Consider the following 15,564-nt stretch of genomic DNA (forward strand, 5'->3'; position numbering starts at 1 on the left):
AAGCGCGCTCAGCGCTCCAGGCGGGCGAGCAGGGCCGAGGTGTCCCAGCGCTTTCCGCCCATCGCCTCGACCTCGGCGTAGAACTGGTCGACCAGCGCGGTGACCGGCAGGGTCGCGCCGTTGCGCTTGGCCTCGGCGAGGCAGATGCCGAGATCCTTGCGCATCCATTCGATGGCGAAGCCGTGCTCGTACTCGCCGGCATTCATCGTCTTGTGGCGGTTCTCCATCTGCCAGGAGCCGGCGGCGCCCTTGGAGATGACGCTGACGACGTTCTCGATGTCGAGGCCGGACTTCTTGCCGAAGGCGATCGCCTCGGACAGGCCCTGGACGAGACCGGCGATGCAGATCTGGTTCATCATCTTGGTGAGCTGCCCGGCGCCGGCCGGGCCCATCAGGCCGACCATCTTGGCATAGGCATCGATGACCGGCTTGGCCGCATCGAAATCGCCCTGTTCGCCGCCGCACATCACGGTGAGGGCGCCGTTCTCGGCGCCGGCCTGGCCGCCCGAGACGGGTGCGTCGATGAACTTGAAGCCCTTGGCGCTGGCCGCTTCCGCCAACTCGCGGGCGAGCTCCGCCGAGGCGGTGGTGTTGTCGATCAGCATGGCGCCGGGCTTCATGCCGGCAAAGGCGCCGTCGTCCCCGTAGATCACCGAGCGCACGTCGTCGTCATTGCCGACGCAGCAGAACACGAAATCGGCGTCCTTGGCGGCTTCGCGCGGCGTCGCGGCATGGGCGCCGCCATGTTCGTCGGCCCATTTCTGCGCTTTGGCGGCGGACCGGTTGAACACGGTCACCTCGTGGCCGCCCTTCGTCTTGAGATGTCCGGCCATCGGATATCCCATGACGCCGAGACCGATGAATGCAACTTTCGCCATGTTCTCACTCCCCCAATATGTCGTTCTGCGATGCGAGTGACCTTGCGCGGTCGCCTCGCGTTTCAATCCCGTGGCCGCCCGGCTCCCAAGCTAACGCTTCAGATGCCGGGTCAGCCGCCGCTCGATGAAGTTGGTTGCGTGTCTCAGCCCCTCGACGATGGCGAGATACAGCACCGCCGCCCAGACATAGGTCTGGAAGTCGAAGGTGCGCGAATAGGCCTGCCGCGTCTCGCCGAAGAGATCGTAGACGGTGATGATCGCCACGATCGCCGAGGCCTTGATCATCAGGATGATCTCGTTGGCATAGGGCCTGAGCGCCACGATCATCGCCTGGGGCAGGATCACCTTGAAGAAGATCACCGCCCGCGGCATGCCCAGCGACCGGGCGCCCTCCCACTGGCCGGTCGGGACGCTCTGGATGGCGCCGCGCAGGATCTCGGCCTGATAGGCCGCCGTGTTGAGGGTCAGCGAGAACAGCGCGCAGTACCAGGCTTCGCGGAAGAACCACCACAGGCCGACCGTCTCGAAGGCGCCGCGGAACTGGCCGAAGCCGTAATAGACGAGGAAGATCTGGGCGATCAGCGGCGTGCCGCGGAAGAAATAGACGAAGACGAAGGCGAGGGTGCGCGCCACCGGGTTCGCCGACATGCGGCCCAGCGCCACCGGCAGGGACACGACGGCGCCGCAGACGAAGGAGCCGACGACCAGCGTGACGGTGATCCACAGGCCCGACAGGTAGGACGGGCCGAACCGCGTGAACAAGGTCGGGTCGAAGCCGCGGATGATGTAGATCGCCAGCCCGATGGAGATGGCGATCCAAATGCCGATCGCGATCAGCCCGCCGATCTTCGGCTTCGGCTTGACCACCGGCGGCGCGGCCATGGCGGCATCGCTCATTTCGCCACGTCCCCGCGCTTCGTCCAGCGGTCGATGCCGCCGATGGCGATCGAGGACAGCATGGTGAGCACCAGGTAGAGCACGATCGCCACGCCGAAGAAGTAGAACGGCTCGCGCGTCACGCGCGCCGCGATGCCGGTCTGGCGCATGATGTCGGCGAGCCCGATGACCGAGACCAGCGCCGTGTCCTTCAGGAGGTTCATCCACAGATTGGCGAGGCCCGGCAGGGCGATGCGGATGATCTGCGGCAGGATGACGAGAATCATGATCCGCGCCGGACCGAGGCCGAGCGCCGCCGCGCCCTCGCGCTGACCGGGGGGAATCGCCCGGAAGGCCGACAGGAAGACCTCGCTGGCAAAGGCCGAGAAGACGAAGCCCAGCGCGATCATGCCGGACACGAAGCTCGACAGGGCGATGTCCGGCAGGCCGGTCGACTGGGTGAGGGAGCGCAGGAGGCCGTTGGCGCCGAAATACACCACGAACAGCGTCAACAGCTCCGGCAGGCCCCGGAAGATCGTGGTGTAGATGTTGGCCGACAGGTTCAGATAGCGGTCGTCGGACTGTTTCGCCAGCGACAGAAGGAAGCCGAAGACGAGGCCGATCGGCAGCGTCGCGAGGGCGAGCGAAACGGTGACGAGGACGCCCCAGGCGATGTCGTCTCCCCATCCCGTGGGGCCAAAGCCGATGAGCGTCCAGTAATGATCCATCAAAATCCATGGTTAGCCGCCACCGGCGAGATCATCAAGCCGGGCAGACACACCGTTTCATTGCATTGGCCGGACGCGGCGATATTTCCACGCTCCCAACCTCAAGGAGCCCGCGCCATGCCCGTTTCCCGCCGCCATTTCGTTGCCGGGGCGCTGAGCGCCCCCGTCCTGTTGCGCCTCGGCGCGCTGCCGGCCGCCGCCAAGGCGCCTGCGCCGACGAGCCAGGTGCTGCCGGTCCAGCAGATTCGCGTCGGCGAGGCGATCGTCACAGCTGTCTCCGACGGCTATCTCGACCTCGACATCACGCTTCTGTCCAACATCGAGGCGTCCGAGGCCGAACGCCTGCTCGACGAGGCCTTCAAGGGCGCCCCGCCGGTGACCACCGGCGTCAACGCCTATGTCGTGCATCTGCCCGAGCAGACGGTGCTGATCGACACCGGCGGCGCCGGCGCCTTCCCGCAGATGGGCAAGCTGCAGGATCGCCTGACGGCGGCCGGCATCCCGCCCGAGGACATCGACGCGGTACTTCTGACGCATCTGCATCCCGACCATGTCGGCGGCCTGGTGCTCGACGGCAAGCTCGCCTTCCCGAACGCCACCGTCCATGTCCACAAGGCCGAGTACGATTTCTGGACCAGCATCGAGAACCGCGACGCGGCGCCGGATTCGGTCAAGGGCTTCTTCGACGCGGCCCGCACCGCCATGGAAGTCGCCGGCGACCAGGTGAAGACCTTCGCGGCGGCCGGCGACGTCGTGCCGGGGATCGCCGCGCGCGAGCTGTTCGGCCATACGCCCGGCCATTGCGGCTACATGATCGGCGAGGGCGCCGATGGCCTCCTGGTCTGGGGCGACATCGTCCACGCCGGTGCCATCCAGTTCGCCCGGCCGGATGTCGGCATCGCCTTTGACGGCGATCCGCAGGCGGCGATCGCCACGCGCGAGGCGCTGCTGGCGGATGTCGCGGCCAATCGCACGCGCATTGCCGGCATGCACATCGCGTTTCCCAGCATCGGCCATGTGGTCAAGGGTTCGGGCGACGCGGCCTATGCCTTCCGGCCGTCCGAATGGCAGTACGATCTCGGCTGACCGCCGCGATCGATCGCGCATGAAAAAGCCGCGGCGGGTCGCCCCGCCGCGGCTTCGCATCTCTCGGGTCCGGGCTTACTCGCCGTAGACGTCGAACTCGAAATACTTCTTCTGCACCTCGTCATAGGTGCCGTCCTCGCGGATCGCGGCGATCGCGTCGTTGAACATGCCGGCCAGCTTGTCGCTGCCCTGGCGCAGGCCGATGCCGATGCCCTTGCCGTAGATCGCCGGGTCGGCCTTCAGCGTGTCGAGCAGCTTGCAGCAGGCGCCGGCGTCGCTCTTCAGCCATTCGTCCAGCACCACGACGTCGTCGACCACCGCGTCGACGCGGCCGCTCTCGATGTCGAGCTTGTACTCCTCGGCAGTCGGGTACTGGCGGACGTCGGCGTCGGGGAAGTAGCTTTCCGCGGCGCGCGCATGGGTGGTCGAAGTCTGCGCGCCGATCGCCTTGCCGGCCAGCGCCTCGGCGGTGGCTTCGGTGATGTCGGAATCCTTCGGCACGGCGATGGCCGGCGGGGTCTGGTAGTACTTGTTGGTGAAGGCGATCTGCTCCTCACGCTCCGGCGTGATCGACATCGAGGCGACGAGCGCGTCGAAATTGCCGTTCTGCAGCGCCGGGATGATACCGTCCCAATCCTGGGTGACGAAGCTGCACTCGACCTTCATCTCGGCGCACAGCGCCTTGGCGATATCGACGTCGAAGCCCTGCAGTTCGCCGGAGGCGTCGAGGAAGTTGAACGGCGGATATGCGCCTTCGGTGCCGATGACGACCTTCGACCAGTCCTTGTCGGCGTCGCTCTCCTGCGCCTGGGCGTGGCCCAGGGCGAGGGCGGCAACGGTGGCGGCAAGGGCGAGAGTTCGGGTGAGACGCATGCAAACCTCTTGTGGGTGGACGGCATGCCCGGACCGGTGCGGCCTGTCAGGAAGGCATGCCTGTTATGGCGCCAATGCTGGCAATTTTTGCCGGGTGAGGCAACCGCCAAGCGCTCTCGGATGAAACCATCATTGGCTCAGCCGGCGGCGTTTACGCGTCTGGCCGACAGGGCCACGCCGAGGCCGGCAATGGCGATGCCCGTCATCAGCAGGAGCAAGCCGACGGCGCCGCAGCTGCCGGTCGCCAGAAGTGCCGCGAGGATCGAGCTGAGGGCCCCGACGCCGATCTGGCAGGCGCCGAGCATGCCCGCGGCGGCCCCGGCGGCCTGCGGCATCACGCTGACGCCGCCGGCGGTCGCGGTCGGCAGCACCAGCCCGTTGCCGAAGCCGACAAAGAGCATCGGGGCGAACAGCGTCAGCGGCGACAGGAGCCCGCCGGCGATCAGCGCCAGCGACAGGCTGGTCGCGGCCAGCGAGATCACCGCGCCGGTGACCATCATGGTCTTGATGCGGAAGCGTTCCGAAAGCCGCGCAGTGGCGAAATTGCCGAGCATGTAGCCGATGGCGCAGAGCGCGAACCAGACGCTGTAGCCGGCCGGCGTCATGCCCAGCACCGTCATGGCGATGAAGGGCGCGCCGCCGAGGAAGCCGAAGAACACCGCCGAGGTGAGCGACGACGTGCCGACATAGATCCAGAAAGCCGATGAGCCGGCGAGTTCGCCATAGGCCCGCAGCTGCGGCGGGATCGGCCGCCCGGTCTCACTGTTGGTCTCCGACAGGTCGAAGGCCAGAAGCACGATCGTGACGATGCCGATGCCGGTCAGCAGCCAGAAGACGCTGCGCCAGCCGAAGGCGGTGTCGAGGACGCCGCCGATCAGCGGCCCGATCATCGGCGCGACGGCAAGCCCCATGGTGACGTAGCCGATCATCGCGGCCGCCCGTTCGCGGCTGTAGACGTCGCGCACGATCGCCCGCGACAGCGCGATGCCGGTGGCGCTCGCCGCCTGCACGACGCGGCCGACGAGGAACAGCGCCACGTCGTCGGCCATCAGGCAGAGCAGCGTGCCGACGAGGAACAGCACCATGCCGCCGAGAATGATCGGCCGGCGGCCGTAGCGGTCGGAGAGCGGTCCGGCGACGAGCTGGATCAGCGCCGTCGCCACCAGATAGAGCGACAGGCCGAGGCCGACCGTCGCGCCGTCGGCCGACAGATCCGCGGCGATCGAAGCCATCGACGGAATGAAGATGTTGATGGCGAGCGGCGACAGCGCCGAGGCGATCATCAGCGTGACCAGCATCGGGCGGCGCGCGGCGGCGCCCGTGAGCGTTGCGGCGGCGGGAGGCGTTCCGGCCGTCGGCAGGACCGTCGGCTCGGCGTCGTGACCGGGAGTATCCCTCAGCATCAGTGCACCTGTGTCTTGACCGGTGCGGCGACGCCCCGGACCCGTTCCCGATATAGGGTGTAAAGTCCGCTCGCCACCACGATGGCCGCGCCCAGCAGCGTCAGCGGCGATGGCAGGTCGCCGAAGACGACCAGCCCGAGAATCAGGGCGAAGACGAGGACCGCATAGCGGAAGGGCGCGACGAAGCCCATGTCGCCGATCCGCATCGCCTGGACGATGAAGATGTAGCCGACGGCGATGGACGCCGCCGCGCAGCTCAAATGGACCAGCGTCAAGGCCGGCATCGGCCGCCAGCCGCCCGCCAGCGGGATCAGCAGCCAGCCGAGCAGCGAGACCGCGATCGCGGTGATCATGGCGATGAACAGCGACGGCACCTTCGGGTCCATGCGCCGGGTCGTTAGGTCGCGAACCGCCGATGCGGCGACCGAGGCCAGCACCGCGAGCGAATAGATGGTGAAGCCGTCGGTGCCCGGGCGCACGATGACGAGGACGCCGACGAAGCCGACGGCGATCGCCGCCCACCGCCGCCAGCCGACGGGCTCGCCGAGAAACAGCGCCGCGCCCAGCGTGACGGTCAGCGGCAGGGCCTGGAAGATCGCCGAGGCGTTGGCGATGGGCATGTGGGACAGGGCGGTGATGTAGGACAGGGTCGCGGTGATGTCGGCGATGGTGCGCACCAACAGCCGCGGCTTCATCGCCATGGCGAGCGGGCGCAGTGCGCCCATCCGCCAGGCCAGGAGGAACAGCAGCAGCGATGCGACGACGCCGCGCACGGCCATGATCTGGGGCGGCGAGATGTGGTCGGCCGCCAGCTTCACGAAGGTGTCGTTGACGACGAAGCCCGCCATGGAAACGAGCATGAAAAGCGCGGCGCGGGCGTTGTCGCTGAGCAAAGGGAGCCGCCGGATCGGTTGCTGGAGAAGTGTCAGGCAGCCTTAGCGCTTTGGCGACGACGGCGCGATACGAAAAGCGTCATTGCCGCCGGCGAAAAGCCGTCACGTCGTTGTGATTGCAACTTTAACGATTTCTGCAAAACCGTGGAAAGTCCTGCAGGCGTAGGGCTCCGGCTCTTTGTATCCAGGAGCGTAACCCATGGGATTGATCGACCTCGTCTCACCCGGCAGTCGGCAGACGCCGCCGCCCAGCAGCCAGCCCCAGCCCAGCGAGCAGACGCCCCCGCCGGCCGAAGCGAACAGCGGTTCGGGCGCTTCGGCACCGCCGGCCAACGGCACCTCGTCGAACGAGACCCAGTCGGCGTCGGCGAATGCCGGGACCGCCGGCACGTCGTCCTCATCCAGCGCAGGCGCATCGTCCAGCAATGCTGCGGCTTCGTCGACGGCGAACCGCGACAGCGCGCCGGTGACCGGTGCGGCCGCGACCCGGGCGCTGGCCGTCGCGCCGCGGACCGCCGCCGCGATCGATCAGTTGCGCGAAGCCGCGATGGCCAATCTCGAGGCCATGCGCACGCAGAGCATGATCGACGATCTAGGGACGTCCGCGACGCAGAAGACGCTGCTGACCGAAGACGAGCCGGTCGGCGAGGCCGCGCAGCAGGCACCGCAGGCCGTGGTCGAGACCGTCAAGGAAGCCTATCGCGAGAGCGAACGGGCCTGATCGCGGGGCGCCCGGCGACGGGCGCCTCCCTTTGCGGCTCAGTCGCGCGCGGGACCGTCCAGCGTCATGGTGATCGGGCCGACCAGCTTGTCATAGGTCGCGCGCTCCGATTCCGGGTAGCGGATCGAGACCGAATGGACGAGATCGCCGCGGAAGATGTAGCGCTCGTAGAAAATCCGGCCGTCGCGATAGCCCGAGACGACGGCCCAGCGCTTGCCGGACCGGTCATAGGTGACCTCGTCCGTATCGGCGCGCTGCCCCACCACCGCCTGCGGCGTTTCGCCGGGTTCGCGCGGCCGGGCATAGATGAAGATCTCCGCGCCCGCCGGCGAACTCCAGCCGAGACCGTCGCCATTGGTGGGCGCCGGCAGCTGGTTCGGAAAGGCTTCGGCGGGAAAGCTCGCCGTCGTGCCGAAGCGTTCGTTGCGATAGGTGACGTCGTCGGCGTTGGCCGGCGCGGCAGAGGTCAGCGCCGCCGCCAGGGTAAGCGCGGCGACGGACAATCCTTCAAGGCGCATCATTATCCTCCGGTCATGCTCATGTGCCGCGAGACCGAGGGCTTGCTCGTGTCGCGGTCGATGATGAAGTCATGTCCCTTCGGCTTGCGGCCGATCGCCTCGTCGATGGCGTTCGACAGCAATTCGTCGCCCTCCGAGGCGCGCAGCGGCGCCCGGAGATCCGCGGCGTCTTCCTGACCGAGGCACATGAAGAGGGTGCCGGTGCAGGTGACGCGGACGCGGTTGCAGCTTTCGCAGAAATTGTGGGTCATCGGCGTGATGAAGCCGAGCCGCCCGCCGGTCTCGGCCACTTCCACGTAACGCGCCGGACCGCCGGTCTTGTAGGGGATGTCGTTCAGGGTCCAGCGCTGCGACAGATCGCGGCGCACCTGGCTGAGCGGCAGATACTGGTCGGTGCGGTCCTCGTCGATCTCGCCCAGCGGCATCGTCTCGATCAGCGTGAAGTCGATGCCCTGGCCATGGGCCCACTCGATCATGCCGGGGATCTCGTCCTCGTTGAAGCCCTTCAGGGCGACCGCATTGAGCTTGATCTTGATGCCGGCGGCCTGCGCGGCCCGAATGCCGCCCATCACCCGGTCGAGTTCGCCCCAGCGGGTGATCTGCTTGAACTTGTCGGGATCGAGCGTGTCCAGCGAGACGTTGAGGCGCTTCACGCCGCAATCGGCCAGTTCGTCGGCGAAGCGGGCGAGCTGCGAGCCGTTGGTGGTCAGGGTCAGCTCTTCGAGCGCGCCCGATTCCAGATGCCGCGACAGCGAGCGCACCAGATGCATGATGTTCTTGCGCACCAGCGGCTCGCCGCCGGTCAGGCGCAGCTTGCGCACGCCCTTGGCGATGAAGGCGCTGGACAGCCGGTCGAGCTCTTCCAGCGTCAGCAGGTCGCGCTTGGGCAGGAACGTCATGTCCTCGGCCATGCAGTAGACACAGCGAAAATCGCAGCGGTCCGTGACCGACACGCGCAGATAGGTTACTGCCCGGCCGAACGGGTCGATCATCTCCGGGAACGCGTCGGTTCGCGACCGGCCTTCGGGGACCGCGGTCTTGATGTCGGGGACGAGACTCATGAGATTGCGGCCTCGCAGGCGAGGGTGATGTGGATGTCCATGCCCGCGAATGTGGAAGCGTGGTGCGTGCGGGTCAAGCGCGACGCATCGAACAAACCATTGCCAGACAAATTGAAACACGCCCGGGAGGCGAAACTGCCATGACCGACACCGTCGCGCCGCCACAGGAAATCCGCGTCACGCCCGACCGGCGCACGCTGGTGCTCGTCCAGGCCGGCGGGGCCCGTCACGATCTGTCGGCCGAAATGCTGCGGGTAATGTCTCCGTCGGCGGAGGTTCAGGGCCATTCGCCGGACCAGCGCAAGACCGTCGGCGGCAAGATCGACGTGGCCATCGCCTCGGTGGCGCCGGTCGGAAACTATGCCGTGCGCATCGGCTTCGACGACGGTCACGATACCGGCATTTTCAGCTGGAGCTACCTTGCGGAGCTGTTCCGCGAGAAGGACGCGCGCTGGCAGACCTATCTGGCCGAGCTCGACGCCAAGGGGCTGCGCCGCGAACGCTGAGGCGGGCGGGGCAGCCGTCAGGCGCTGACCCGATCCGGCGCAGCCGCGGCGGCAGCGGCGGGAGCCGTGTCGCGCACGACGACGCGGTTCCGCCCACGGGCCTTGGCCTCGTAGAGCCGGTTGTCGGCCTCCTGGTAGAGATAGCTGTAGCCGACCGGCCGGTCGAAGATGACGCCGCCGACACTGACGGACACCGGCACGGGCTTGCCCTCCGGCGACGCCAATTCCATCGTCGCCACAGCTTCGCGCATCCGTTCGGCGATCTGCATCGAAGCGTGACGGTCCACATCGGCGAGCAGCACGCCGAATTCCTCGCCGCCCAGGCGGCCGATGATGTCGCCCTCGCGGACCGAATCCTGCAGCCGCAGCGCGATCGCCTTGAGCGCCCGGTCGCCGGTGGCGTGGCCGTAGCGGTCATTTATCGACTTGAAGAAATCCGCATCGATCAGGAACAGCGCGCCGGCCAGGCCATCCGTGGCCATGGATTCCAGCCGCGCCTCGACCCGCTCGGTGAAGGCCCGCCGGTTGAGCAATGTCGTCAGCCCGTCATGGGCGGCGACGATCTCGAGGCGGCGATTCAGGACGCGCAGCTCGCGCAGCTTCAGCGACAGGAAGACGAAGAGCGGCCCGCCGAGGATGGTCGGCACGACCACCGCGCAGATCATCGCCAGCCGGAAGGCCTCGGGATCGGCGTTGCGGAACAGCGCCGCGTTGTAGATGAGCGCGACCGCCATGCAGGACAGCACACCGCAGAGCGTGATGCCCGCCAGCTTGCACAAGCCGCGTGTCGTCAAGGGTTGCTGAGTGAGTGTCCGCGTCATGCCGGAACAGTTTCCTGTGTTCCGTCAGTATTGCGAACAATCTTTTCCGCAAGATTAATGCCGATGCACGGTCCGTGTCTTGACCTGTAGCGTTCTAACGCTGGAAAGGTGGCAGGCGATCGAAGGCATCCTTGAGTGCATCGGACCAGCCGCCCGAGATCTCCTGGTAATACGGGTCCGACAGTTCGAAGCGTCGCTTGTAGCCCGCCATCATCGTGTCGGTCTCGTAGAACTGCATGTCGATCGGCGCCCCAACCGACAGGTTCGAGCGGATGGTGGAATCGAAGGAGACCAGCAGCAGCTTGGCGCAGTCTTCCAGGCTCATCCGCGGATCATAGGTGCGGATGATGATCGGCCGGCCGTATTTGTGCTCGCCGATCTGGAAGAAGGGATTGTCCGGTCCGGCCTCGATGAAATTGCCTTCCGGGTAGATCAGGAAGAGGCGCGGACGCCCGCCCTTGATCTGGCCGCCGAGAATGAAGGTGCCCGAGAACAGCGCATCGGCCGACTGGCCGGCCGGCGTCGTGTAGGAGATGACCTCCTTGATCGTCTCGCCGACCAGCTTGGCGGTCTGAAACATCGACGGCTGGGTCAGAATCGCCGGCTGGCGTTCCGAGGGCGCGAGCAGGCGCTCTTCCAGAAGTGACACGGTCGACTGGGTGGTGGCCAGGTTGCCGGCGCTGAGCAGGCACAGAAAGCGCTCGCCCGGCACCTCCCACGTCTTCATCTTCGAGACGACGGAAATGTTGTCGATGCCCGCATTGGTGCGGGTATCCGACATGAAGACGAGGCCACGATCGACGAGGAGCCCCACGCAATAGGTCATTTTGGCTGACATCCCCCTGGGCGCGCAGGACGAATCAGCTATCTGCGCGCGGCTGCATCTTTGTGCAGGCCGCGCGCCTTCCGCAATGGTTTTCCGTGGTGAGGGTGACGGTTCGCAGGCGAGCGAAGCCGTCTTGCCACTATCAGGCGTAGAAGCGGTAGCTCTCCGCGATCTCCTGGGCCACCCGGTTGTTCTCGATGATGAAGTTCTCGAGAAACTCGTGCATGCCTCCGTCGATGATCTCCTTCACCGACGCGTCCGACAGCTTGCGTGTGATGTCGCTGGCGATGCGCGAGCAGGGGTGCTGGGTCTCGTAGTTCCGGTTCAGATATTTCAGGCTTTCCTCGATGCAGAGGTAGCAATAGGCCAGCGAGCGCGGCAGCCTGCGGTTCAGCATCAGGAAGTCGATGATGTTCGTCGCCCGGTACTCTCCGTCATATTCCCAGGCATAGGCGCGGTGCGCCGAGACCGAGCGCAGGATCGACGCCCACTGGAAATTGTCGAGCGACGAGCCGACCGAGGAGTGCTCGGGCAGGAGCACCCAGTATTTCACGTCAAGGATGCGGGCGGTGTTGTCGGCCCGCTCGATGAAGGCGCCGAGAGAGCAGAAGTCGAAGATCTCGTTGCGCAGCATCGTGCCGTGGAAGACGCCACGGATCAGCGCCGTCTGGCGTTTCACCAGCTCCAGGATGGCCGTCAGTTCGAGCGGGTTCAGCGGCTTGTCGAGCCGGCTCTTGATGATCAGCCAGCTCTCGTTGATCGTCTCCCACAGGTCGCGGGTGAGGGCGGTCCGCACCATCCGCCCGTTCATCCGCGCCGTGTCGATGGACGAGCGCACGCTCGACGGATTGTCCCGGTCGCGCAGCAGGAAGTCGATGATCGAGGCGGTATCGTACTCGGTGTATTTGGCCAGATAGGCCGCCTCGACGCCGGCCGAGACCAGCACCGACTGCCATTCGTCGGGTTCGTCCGAGGAGAGGTTGGTCATCGACAGCCGCTGTCCGGCGTCGACGAGGCGGGCCATGTTCTCGGCCCGCTCGATATAGCGGGACATCCAGAACAGGCCGTTGGCGGTGCGTCCGAGTAGTGCCATGTGCTTCGCTTCAGTCCCTCAGTACCCAGGTGTCCTTGGTGCCGCCGCCCTGGCTGGAATTGACCACGAGCGAGCCCTCCTTGAGAGCCACGCGCGTCAGTCCGCCGGGTATGATCCGGACCTTGTCGGAGACGAGGACGAAGGGGCGAAGATCGACATGCCGCGGGGCAAGGCCGTGTTCCGCCAGGATCGGCACGGTCGACAGCGCCAGCGTCGGCTGGGCGATGTAGTTGCGCGGCCTGGCCCGCAGCTTCGCCGCGAAGGCCTCGCGTTCGGCTGTCGAGGCCGCCGGGCCGACCAGCATGCCGTAGCCGCCCGAGCCGTGCACTTCCTTGACGACGAGGTCCTTCAGATTGTCGAGGACGTAGGCGAGGCTGTCTTCCTCGGCGCAGCGCCAGGTCGGCACGTTCTGCAGGAGGGCCGGCTTGCCGGTATAGAACTCGACGATTTCCGGCATGTAGGAATAGATCGCCTTGTCGTCGGCGATGCCTGTGCCGGGGGCGTTGGCGATGGTGATCCCGCCGTTCTTGTAGACCTCCATGATGCCGGGAATGCCGAGCATGGAATCGGGCCTGAACGCCTCGGGATCGAGATATTCGTCGTCGACCCGGCGATAGAGGACGTCGATCGGCCTGTAGCCCTCGGTGGTCCGCATCTGGATGCGGCCGTCGATCACCTTGGCGTCGGCGCCCTCGATCAGTTCCACACCCATCTGGTCGGCCAGGAAGGCATGTTCGTAGAAGGCGGAATTGTGGATGCCCGGCGTCAGCACGGCAATGGTCGGCGGGCCGTCGCAGGCGGGCGGCGCGACCGCGGCGAGCGAGCGGCGCAGGTGATGCGGGTAGGTTTCGACCGGCCGCACGCGGTTCTGCGCGAACAGCTCGGGAAACATCTGCATCATCGTTTCGCGGTTCTCGATCATGTACGAGACGCCGGACGGCGTGCGGGCGTTGTCTTCGAGAACGTAGAATTCGTTCTCGCCGCACCGCACGATGTCGGTGCCGATGATGTGGGTGTAGACCCCGCCGGGCGGCCGGAAGCCTTCCATCTGGGGCAGATAGGCCTCGTTGCCGACGATCAGGCGTTCGGGCACCTTGCCCGCCTTCACGATCTCTTGGTCGTGGTAGATGTCGTAGAGAAACGCGTTGAGGGCCTGCACCCGCTGCTCGATGCCCTCGGCGAGAAGATCCCATTCGGCCTTGGCCATGATCCGCGGCACGAGATCGAAGGGGATCAGCCGCTCGGCCGCCTCGGCCTCGCCATAGACGTTGAAGGTGATGCCCGTGCGCCGAAAGAAATCCTCGGCCTCGTTGGTCTTGGCGGCCAGTTCCTCGATGTTCTGCTGCCGGAACCACTCGTTGAAGCGCGCATAGGGTTCCCGGACATTGTCGTCATCGAGAAGCATTTCGTCGAACGCCGTCACCTGCACCCTCCAGACCTGTCTTCTGAATAAGAGAAAGCGACAGGCCGGAAAATCAAGGGTCTCGCAGGCCGTGGCGGTCGATTGACGTGCGTTTGTGCAATCTGCCTCCGCCGCTGCCGCCCGATCGGGCAGGCGGCGCCTATCGCGCGAGGGTGGAACCGCCGGCCCACGGCAGCGCGGCGGGGCGCGCGCCGAAATCGGCAAGAATCGCCAGCGCCGTGTCGAGGTCAGCACGCGTGGGGGCGGCGGTCAGCGAGGCGCGCACGCGCGAATGGAAGGTGCGTCCTGAGGCGAAGGTTTCGGCCGGCACCACGGCAACGCCGCATTGGCGCAGCTGCGTCGCGGCCTCCTCGGCATCGCCGTCGACACCGAGCCAGACATGGGGTGCGGCCACCGCGTCGGACGGGCCCAGATGCTGCCCCATCTGCCGCCAGCGCTCGCGGACCGCGTTGGCCTGCCAAGCGGTGCGCGCGGCCGCCGTGCCATCCTCGATCCAGGCCGATCCGGCCCGGAGGGACAGCGGCGTCATTATCCAGGAGGTGAGGTGCAGGTTGCGCTTGAGGGCGGCCAGCATCGGATGGTCGCCGGCGACGAACCCGAAGCGCAGTCCCGGCATGACCGTCATGGACAGGCTGGAGACGACGATGCCACGCGAACCCAGATCTTCTGCCAGCGGCGGCCGGCCGGCTAGGGCCCCGTAGGCGTCGTCCTCGATGATCGTCAGGTCGCGGCGTTCGGCAATCTCGGCGATTGCCCGGCGCCGGTCGTCGCCCATGACCGCGCCGGTCGGGTTGTGAAGGTTGGGCATCAGCACGGCCAGCCTGGCCGTGGAACTGCGCGCAGCCGCGTCGAACCCCTCCGGGGTGACGCCTTCACCGTCCAGTTCCACCGGGATCAGCCGCAGCCGCAACTGCCGCGCCAGCGCTTTCAGGCCCGGGAATGTCAGGGATTCCACGAGGATCGCGTCGCCCTCGCGGGTGGCATGCACCAGCAGCGCCTGCAGCGCCGCATGGGCCCCGGCGCACGACACCACCGTCGCCGGTCGTCGCGTCATGCCGCGCCAGGCCATCCAGTCGCCGACCGCTACCGCGGCACGATGGACGAGGGCGCAGCCGGGATAGCCGCTCATCTGCGCCCGCTCGGTGGAACTCAGGCCGTCGATCAGCGACGCCATTGCCGTGTCGTCCGGCACGGGGACCGGCACGTTGGTGGACAGGTCCACCAGCCGCTCGGCCGACACGTCGGGTGCGAAGAGCAGCGAATCGGAGCTGGATGCCAAGACGTAGGTGCCGCGACCGATCTCGCCGCCGATCAGGCGCCGCTGCGCCGCCTCGCGATAGGCGCGGCTGATCGTGGACAGCTTGACGCCGAGCCCGTTCGCCAGCTCGCGCTGGGGCGGCAGACGGTCGCCGGGGCGCAGCACGCCGGCTTCGATGTCCTGCGCGATCCGCTCGACGATACTGGCGACGTCGTCCAGACCGTGTTCGTATTGCGCGTTCCACATGACGTTGCGAGCCTGTGCGGTGGGCAATTCAGACAGCCCGAAATCACCTTGTTATATCACATGACGAGGTTGCCTAATCCTAAGCTAGGCTTGCGGACGTGCAATAGTCCGAAAGTCGAGTGAGCACTGCAACATAGCCGCCCGGCTAAAGGCTTCCGGCTTGACCGGACGCGGCGCATCCGGCTCGCACGGCCGGAATCGCCATCTGTCATCGTCAGCATCCGGCGGGCAGCTGCCGGAGGCGCGGCGCGAACGGCAGGGGCCTGCGCCGCAGTAAAGCGCGGCCGGCAGGCTCGCCCGGTCATGGCCGGCATGCTACCAGCCCCCGCAACAGTTCACTATCGAGCTTCAACC

17 protein-coding genes are annotated in these 15,564 nt (G+C 66.8%); 3 read left to right on the forward strand and 14 right to left on the reverse strand.

Annotated features, from left to right (window positions below; all coding sequences use genetic code 11):
* Positions 1-8: 8 nt before the first annotated feature.
* The 3 genes from H9Q09_RS08180 to H9Q09_RS08190 are packed head-to-tail and all read right to left on the reverse strand — an operon-like array spanning position 9 to position 2,482.
* Positions 9-944 (reverse strand): NAD(P)-dependent oxidoreductase, encoded by a 936-nt coding sequence (locus H9Q09_RS08180; RefSeq protein WP_338083207.1) that lies wholly within the window; start codon positions 942-944, stop codon positions 9-11.
* A 24-nt stretch (positions 945-968) separates the two neighbouring features.
* The gene (locus H9Q09_RS08185) at positions 969-1,775 is read right to left on the reverse strand and encodes an ABC transporter permease (RefSeq protein ID WP_246716054.1); all 807 of its coding nucleotides are present in this window, start codon (positions 1,773-1,775) and stop codon (positions 969-971) included.
* A complete protein-coding gene (locus H9Q09_RS08190; RefSeq protein ID WP_024351334.1) occupies positions 1,772-2,482 on the reverse strand; it encodes an ABC transporter permease in 711 nt (236 codons plus the stop codon). Before H9Q09_RS08190 ends, H9Q09_RS08185 begins: the two co-directional genes overlap by 4 nt.
* A 117-nt stretch (positions 2,483-2,599) precedes the next feature.
* Here H9Q09_RS08190 and H9Q09_RS08195 point away from each other — a divergent pair, with 117 nt between their 5' ends.
* Positions 2,600-3,568, forward strand: coding sequence for an MBL fold metallo-hydrolase (locus tag H9Q09_RS08195; protein ID WP_187390617.1), 969 nt, complete (start codon positions 2,600-2,602; stop codon positions 3,566-3,568).
* Between the two features lie 75 nt (positions 3,569-3,643).
* Here the strand turns inward: H9Q09_RS08195 and H9Q09_RS08200 are convergent, their stop codons facing one another.
* The 4 genes from H9Q09_RS08200 to H9Q09_RS08215 all read right to left on the reverse strand — a co-directional run bounded on the left by H9Q09_RS08200 (position 3,644) and on the right by H9Q09_RS08215 (position 7,163).
* Positions 3,644-4,441, reverse strand: coding sequence for an ABC transporter substrate-binding protein (locus H9Q09_RS08200; protein WP_187390618.1), 798 nt, complete (start codon positions 4,439-4,441; stop codon positions 3,644-3,646).
* A gap of 137 nt (positions 4,442-4,578) precedes the next feature.
* Positions 4,579-5,844: a multidrug effflux MFS transporter gene (locus tag H9Q09_RS08205; RefSeq protein ID WP_246716055.1), complete on the reverse strand. Its 1,266-nt coding sequence runs from the start codon at positions 5,842-5,844 to the stop codon at positions 4,579-4,581.
* Entirely contained in the window at positions 5,844-6,704 is an 861-nt protein-coding gene (locus H9Q09_RS08210) for a DMT family transporter (protein ID WP_051141616.1), read from the reverse strand. Before H9Q09_RS08210 ends, H9Q09_RS08205 begins: the two co-directional genes overlap by 1 nt.
* Positions 6,705-6,839: 135 nt before the next feature.
* The gene (locus H9Q09_RS08215) at positions 6,840-7,163 is read right to left on the reverse strand and encodes a hypothetical protein (protein WP_187390619.1); all 324 of its coding nucleotides are present in this window, start codon (positions 7,161-7,163) and stop codon (positions 6,840-6,842) included.
* Positions 7,164-7,203: 40 nt separating this feature from the next.
* Between H9Q09_RS08215 and H9Q09_RS08220 the strand changes: the two genes are divergently transcribed.
* Entirely contained in the window at positions 7,204-7,458 is a 255-nt protein-coding gene (locus H9Q09_RS08220; RefSeq protein WP_187390620.1) for a hypothetical protein, read from the forward strand.
* A gap of 38 nt (positions 7,459-7,496) precedes the next feature.
* On the opposite strand, the gene H9Q09_RS08225 is transcribed toward H9Q09_RS08220, so the two are convergent.
* Both H9Q09_RS08225 and moaA read right to left on the reverse strand, forming a co-directional pair.
* Positions 7,497-7,979: a hypothetical protein gene (locus tag H9Q09_RS08225; RefSeq protein WP_187390621.1), complete on the reverse strand. Its 483-nt coding sequence runs from the start codon at positions 7,977-7,979 to the stop codon at positions 7,497-7,499.
* On the reverse strand, positions 7,979-8,968 hold the full coding sequence (gene moaA, locus H9Q09_RS08230; protein WP_024351327.1) for a GTP 3',8-cyclase MoaA: 990 nt from the start codon (positions 8,966-8,968) through the stop codon (positions 7,979-7,981). Before moaA ends, H9Q09_RS08225 begins: the two co-directional genes overlap by 1 nt.
* A gap of 209 nt (positions 8,969-9,177) precedes the next feature.
* On the opposite strand from moaA, the gene H9Q09_RS08235 reads away from it, so the two are divergent.
* Positions 9,178-9,543 (forward strand): DUF971 domain-containing protein, encoded by a 366-nt coding sequence (locus tag H9Q09_RS08235; RefSeq protein ID WP_187390622.1) that lies wholly within the window; start codon positions 9,178-9,180, stop codon positions 9,541-9,543.
* A 17-nt stretch (positions 9,544-9,560) separates the two neighbouring features.
* On the opposite strand, the gene H9Q09_RS08240 is transcribed toward H9Q09_RS08235, so the two are convergent.
* From H9Q09_RS08240 to H9Q09_RS08260, 5 genes are all read right to left on the reverse strand, one after another.
* Positions 9,561-10,322: a diguanylate cyclase gene (locus H9Q09_RS08240; RefSeq protein WP_187390623.1), complete on the reverse strand. Its 762-nt coding sequence runs from the start codon at positions 10,320-10,322 to the stop codon at positions 9,561-9,563.
* A gap of 136 nt (positions 10,323-10,458) precedes the next feature.
* Positions 10,459-11,190, reverse strand: a complete 732-nt coding sequence (locus H9Q09_RS08245; protein WP_187390624.1) for a proteasome-type protease — start codon at positions 11,188-11,190, stop codon at positions 10,459-10,461.
* A 142-nt stretch (positions 11,191-11,332) separates the two neighbouring features.
* Positions 11,333-12,283 (reverse strand): alpha-E domain-containing protein, encoded by a 951-nt coding sequence (locus H9Q09_RS08250; RefSeq protein WP_187390625.1) that lies wholly within the window; start codon positions 12,281-12,283, stop codon positions 11,333-11,335.
* A gap of 10 nt (positions 12,284-12,293) precedes the next feature.
* Positions 12,294-13,688, reverse strand: coding sequence for a circularly permuted type 2 ATP-grasp protein (locus H9Q09_RS08255; protein ID WP_024351323.1), 1,395 nt, complete (start codon positions 13,686-13,688; stop codon positions 12,294-12,296).
* A gap of 157 nt (positions 13,689-13,845) precedes the next feature.
* Positions 13,846-15,210, reverse strand: coding sequence for a PLP-dependent aminotransferase family protein (locus tag H9Q09_RS08260; protein ID WP_187390626.1), 1,365 nt, complete (start codon positions 15,208-15,210; stop codon positions 13,846-13,848).
* Between the last annotated feature and the right edge of the window lie 354 nt (positions 15,211-15,564).

Source organism: Aurantimonas sp. DM33-3 (genome assembly GCF_014334315.1).
GTDB classification, from domain to species: Bacteria; Pseudomonadota; Alphaproteobacteria; order Rhizobiales; family Rhizobiaceae; genus Aurantimonas; species Aurantimonas coralicida.

What these genes read in the sequence shown, in the direction of transcription:
- H9Q09_RS08235 (WP_187390622.1), top strand. Translation starts at nt 9,178, where the DNA reads ATGACCGACACCGTCGCGCCGCCACAGGAAATCCGCGTCACGCCCGAC.
- H9Q09_RS08200 (WP_187390618.1), bottom strand. Translation starts at nt 4,441, where the DNA reads ATGCGTCTCACCCGAACTCTCGCCCTTGCCGCCACCGTTGCCGCCCTC.
- H9Q09_RS08195 (WP_187390617.1), top strand. Translation starts at nt 2,600, where the DNA reads ATGCCCGTTTCCCGCCGCCATTTCGTTGCCGGGGCGCTGAGCGCCCCC.
- H9Q09_RS08185 (WP_246716054.1), bottom strand. Translation starts at nt 1,775, where the DNA reads ATGAGCGATGCCGCCATGGCCGCGCCGCCGGTGGTCAAGCCGAAGCCG.
- moaA (WP_024351327.1), bottom strand. Translation starts at nt 8,968, where the DNA reads ATGATCGACCCGTTCGGCCGGGCAGTAACCTATCTGCGCGTGTCGGTC.
- H9Q09_RS08205 (WP_246716055.1), bottom strand. Translation starts at nt 5,844, where the DNA reads ATGCTGAGGGATACTCCCGGTCACGACGCCGAGCCGACGGTCCTGCCG.
- H9Q09_RS08245 (WP_187390624.1), bottom strand. Translation starts at nt 11,190, where the DNA reads ATGACCTATTGCGTGGGGCTCCTCGTCGATCGTGGCCTCGTCTTCATG.
- H9Q09_RS08225 (WP_187390621.1), bottom strand. Translation starts at nt 7,979, where the DNA reads ATGATGCGCCTTGAAGGATTGTCCGTCGCCGCGCTTACCCTGGCGGCG.
- H9Q09_RS08255 (WP_024351323.1), bottom strand. Translation starts at nt 13,688, where the DNA reads ATGCTTCTCGATGACGACAATGTCCGGGAACCCTATGCGCGCTTCAAC.
- H9Q09_RS08260 (WP_187390626.1), bottom strand. Translation starts at nt 15,210, where the DNA reads ATGTGGAACGCGCAATACGAACACGGTCTGGACGACGTCGCCAGTATC.
- H9Q09_RS08190 (WP_024351334.1), bottom strand. Translation starts at nt 2,482, where the DNA reads ATGGATCATTACTGGACGCTCATCGGCTTTGGCCCCACGGGATGGGGA.
- H9Q09_RS08210 (WP_051141616.1), bottom strand. Translation starts at nt 6,704, where the DNA reads ATGCTCGTTTCCATGGCGGGCTTCGTCGTCAACGACACCTTCGTGAAG.
- H9Q09_RS08250 (WP_187390625.1), bottom strand. Translation starts at nt 12,283, where the DNA reads ATGGCACTACTCGGACGCACCGCCAACGGCCTGTTCTGGATGTCCCGC.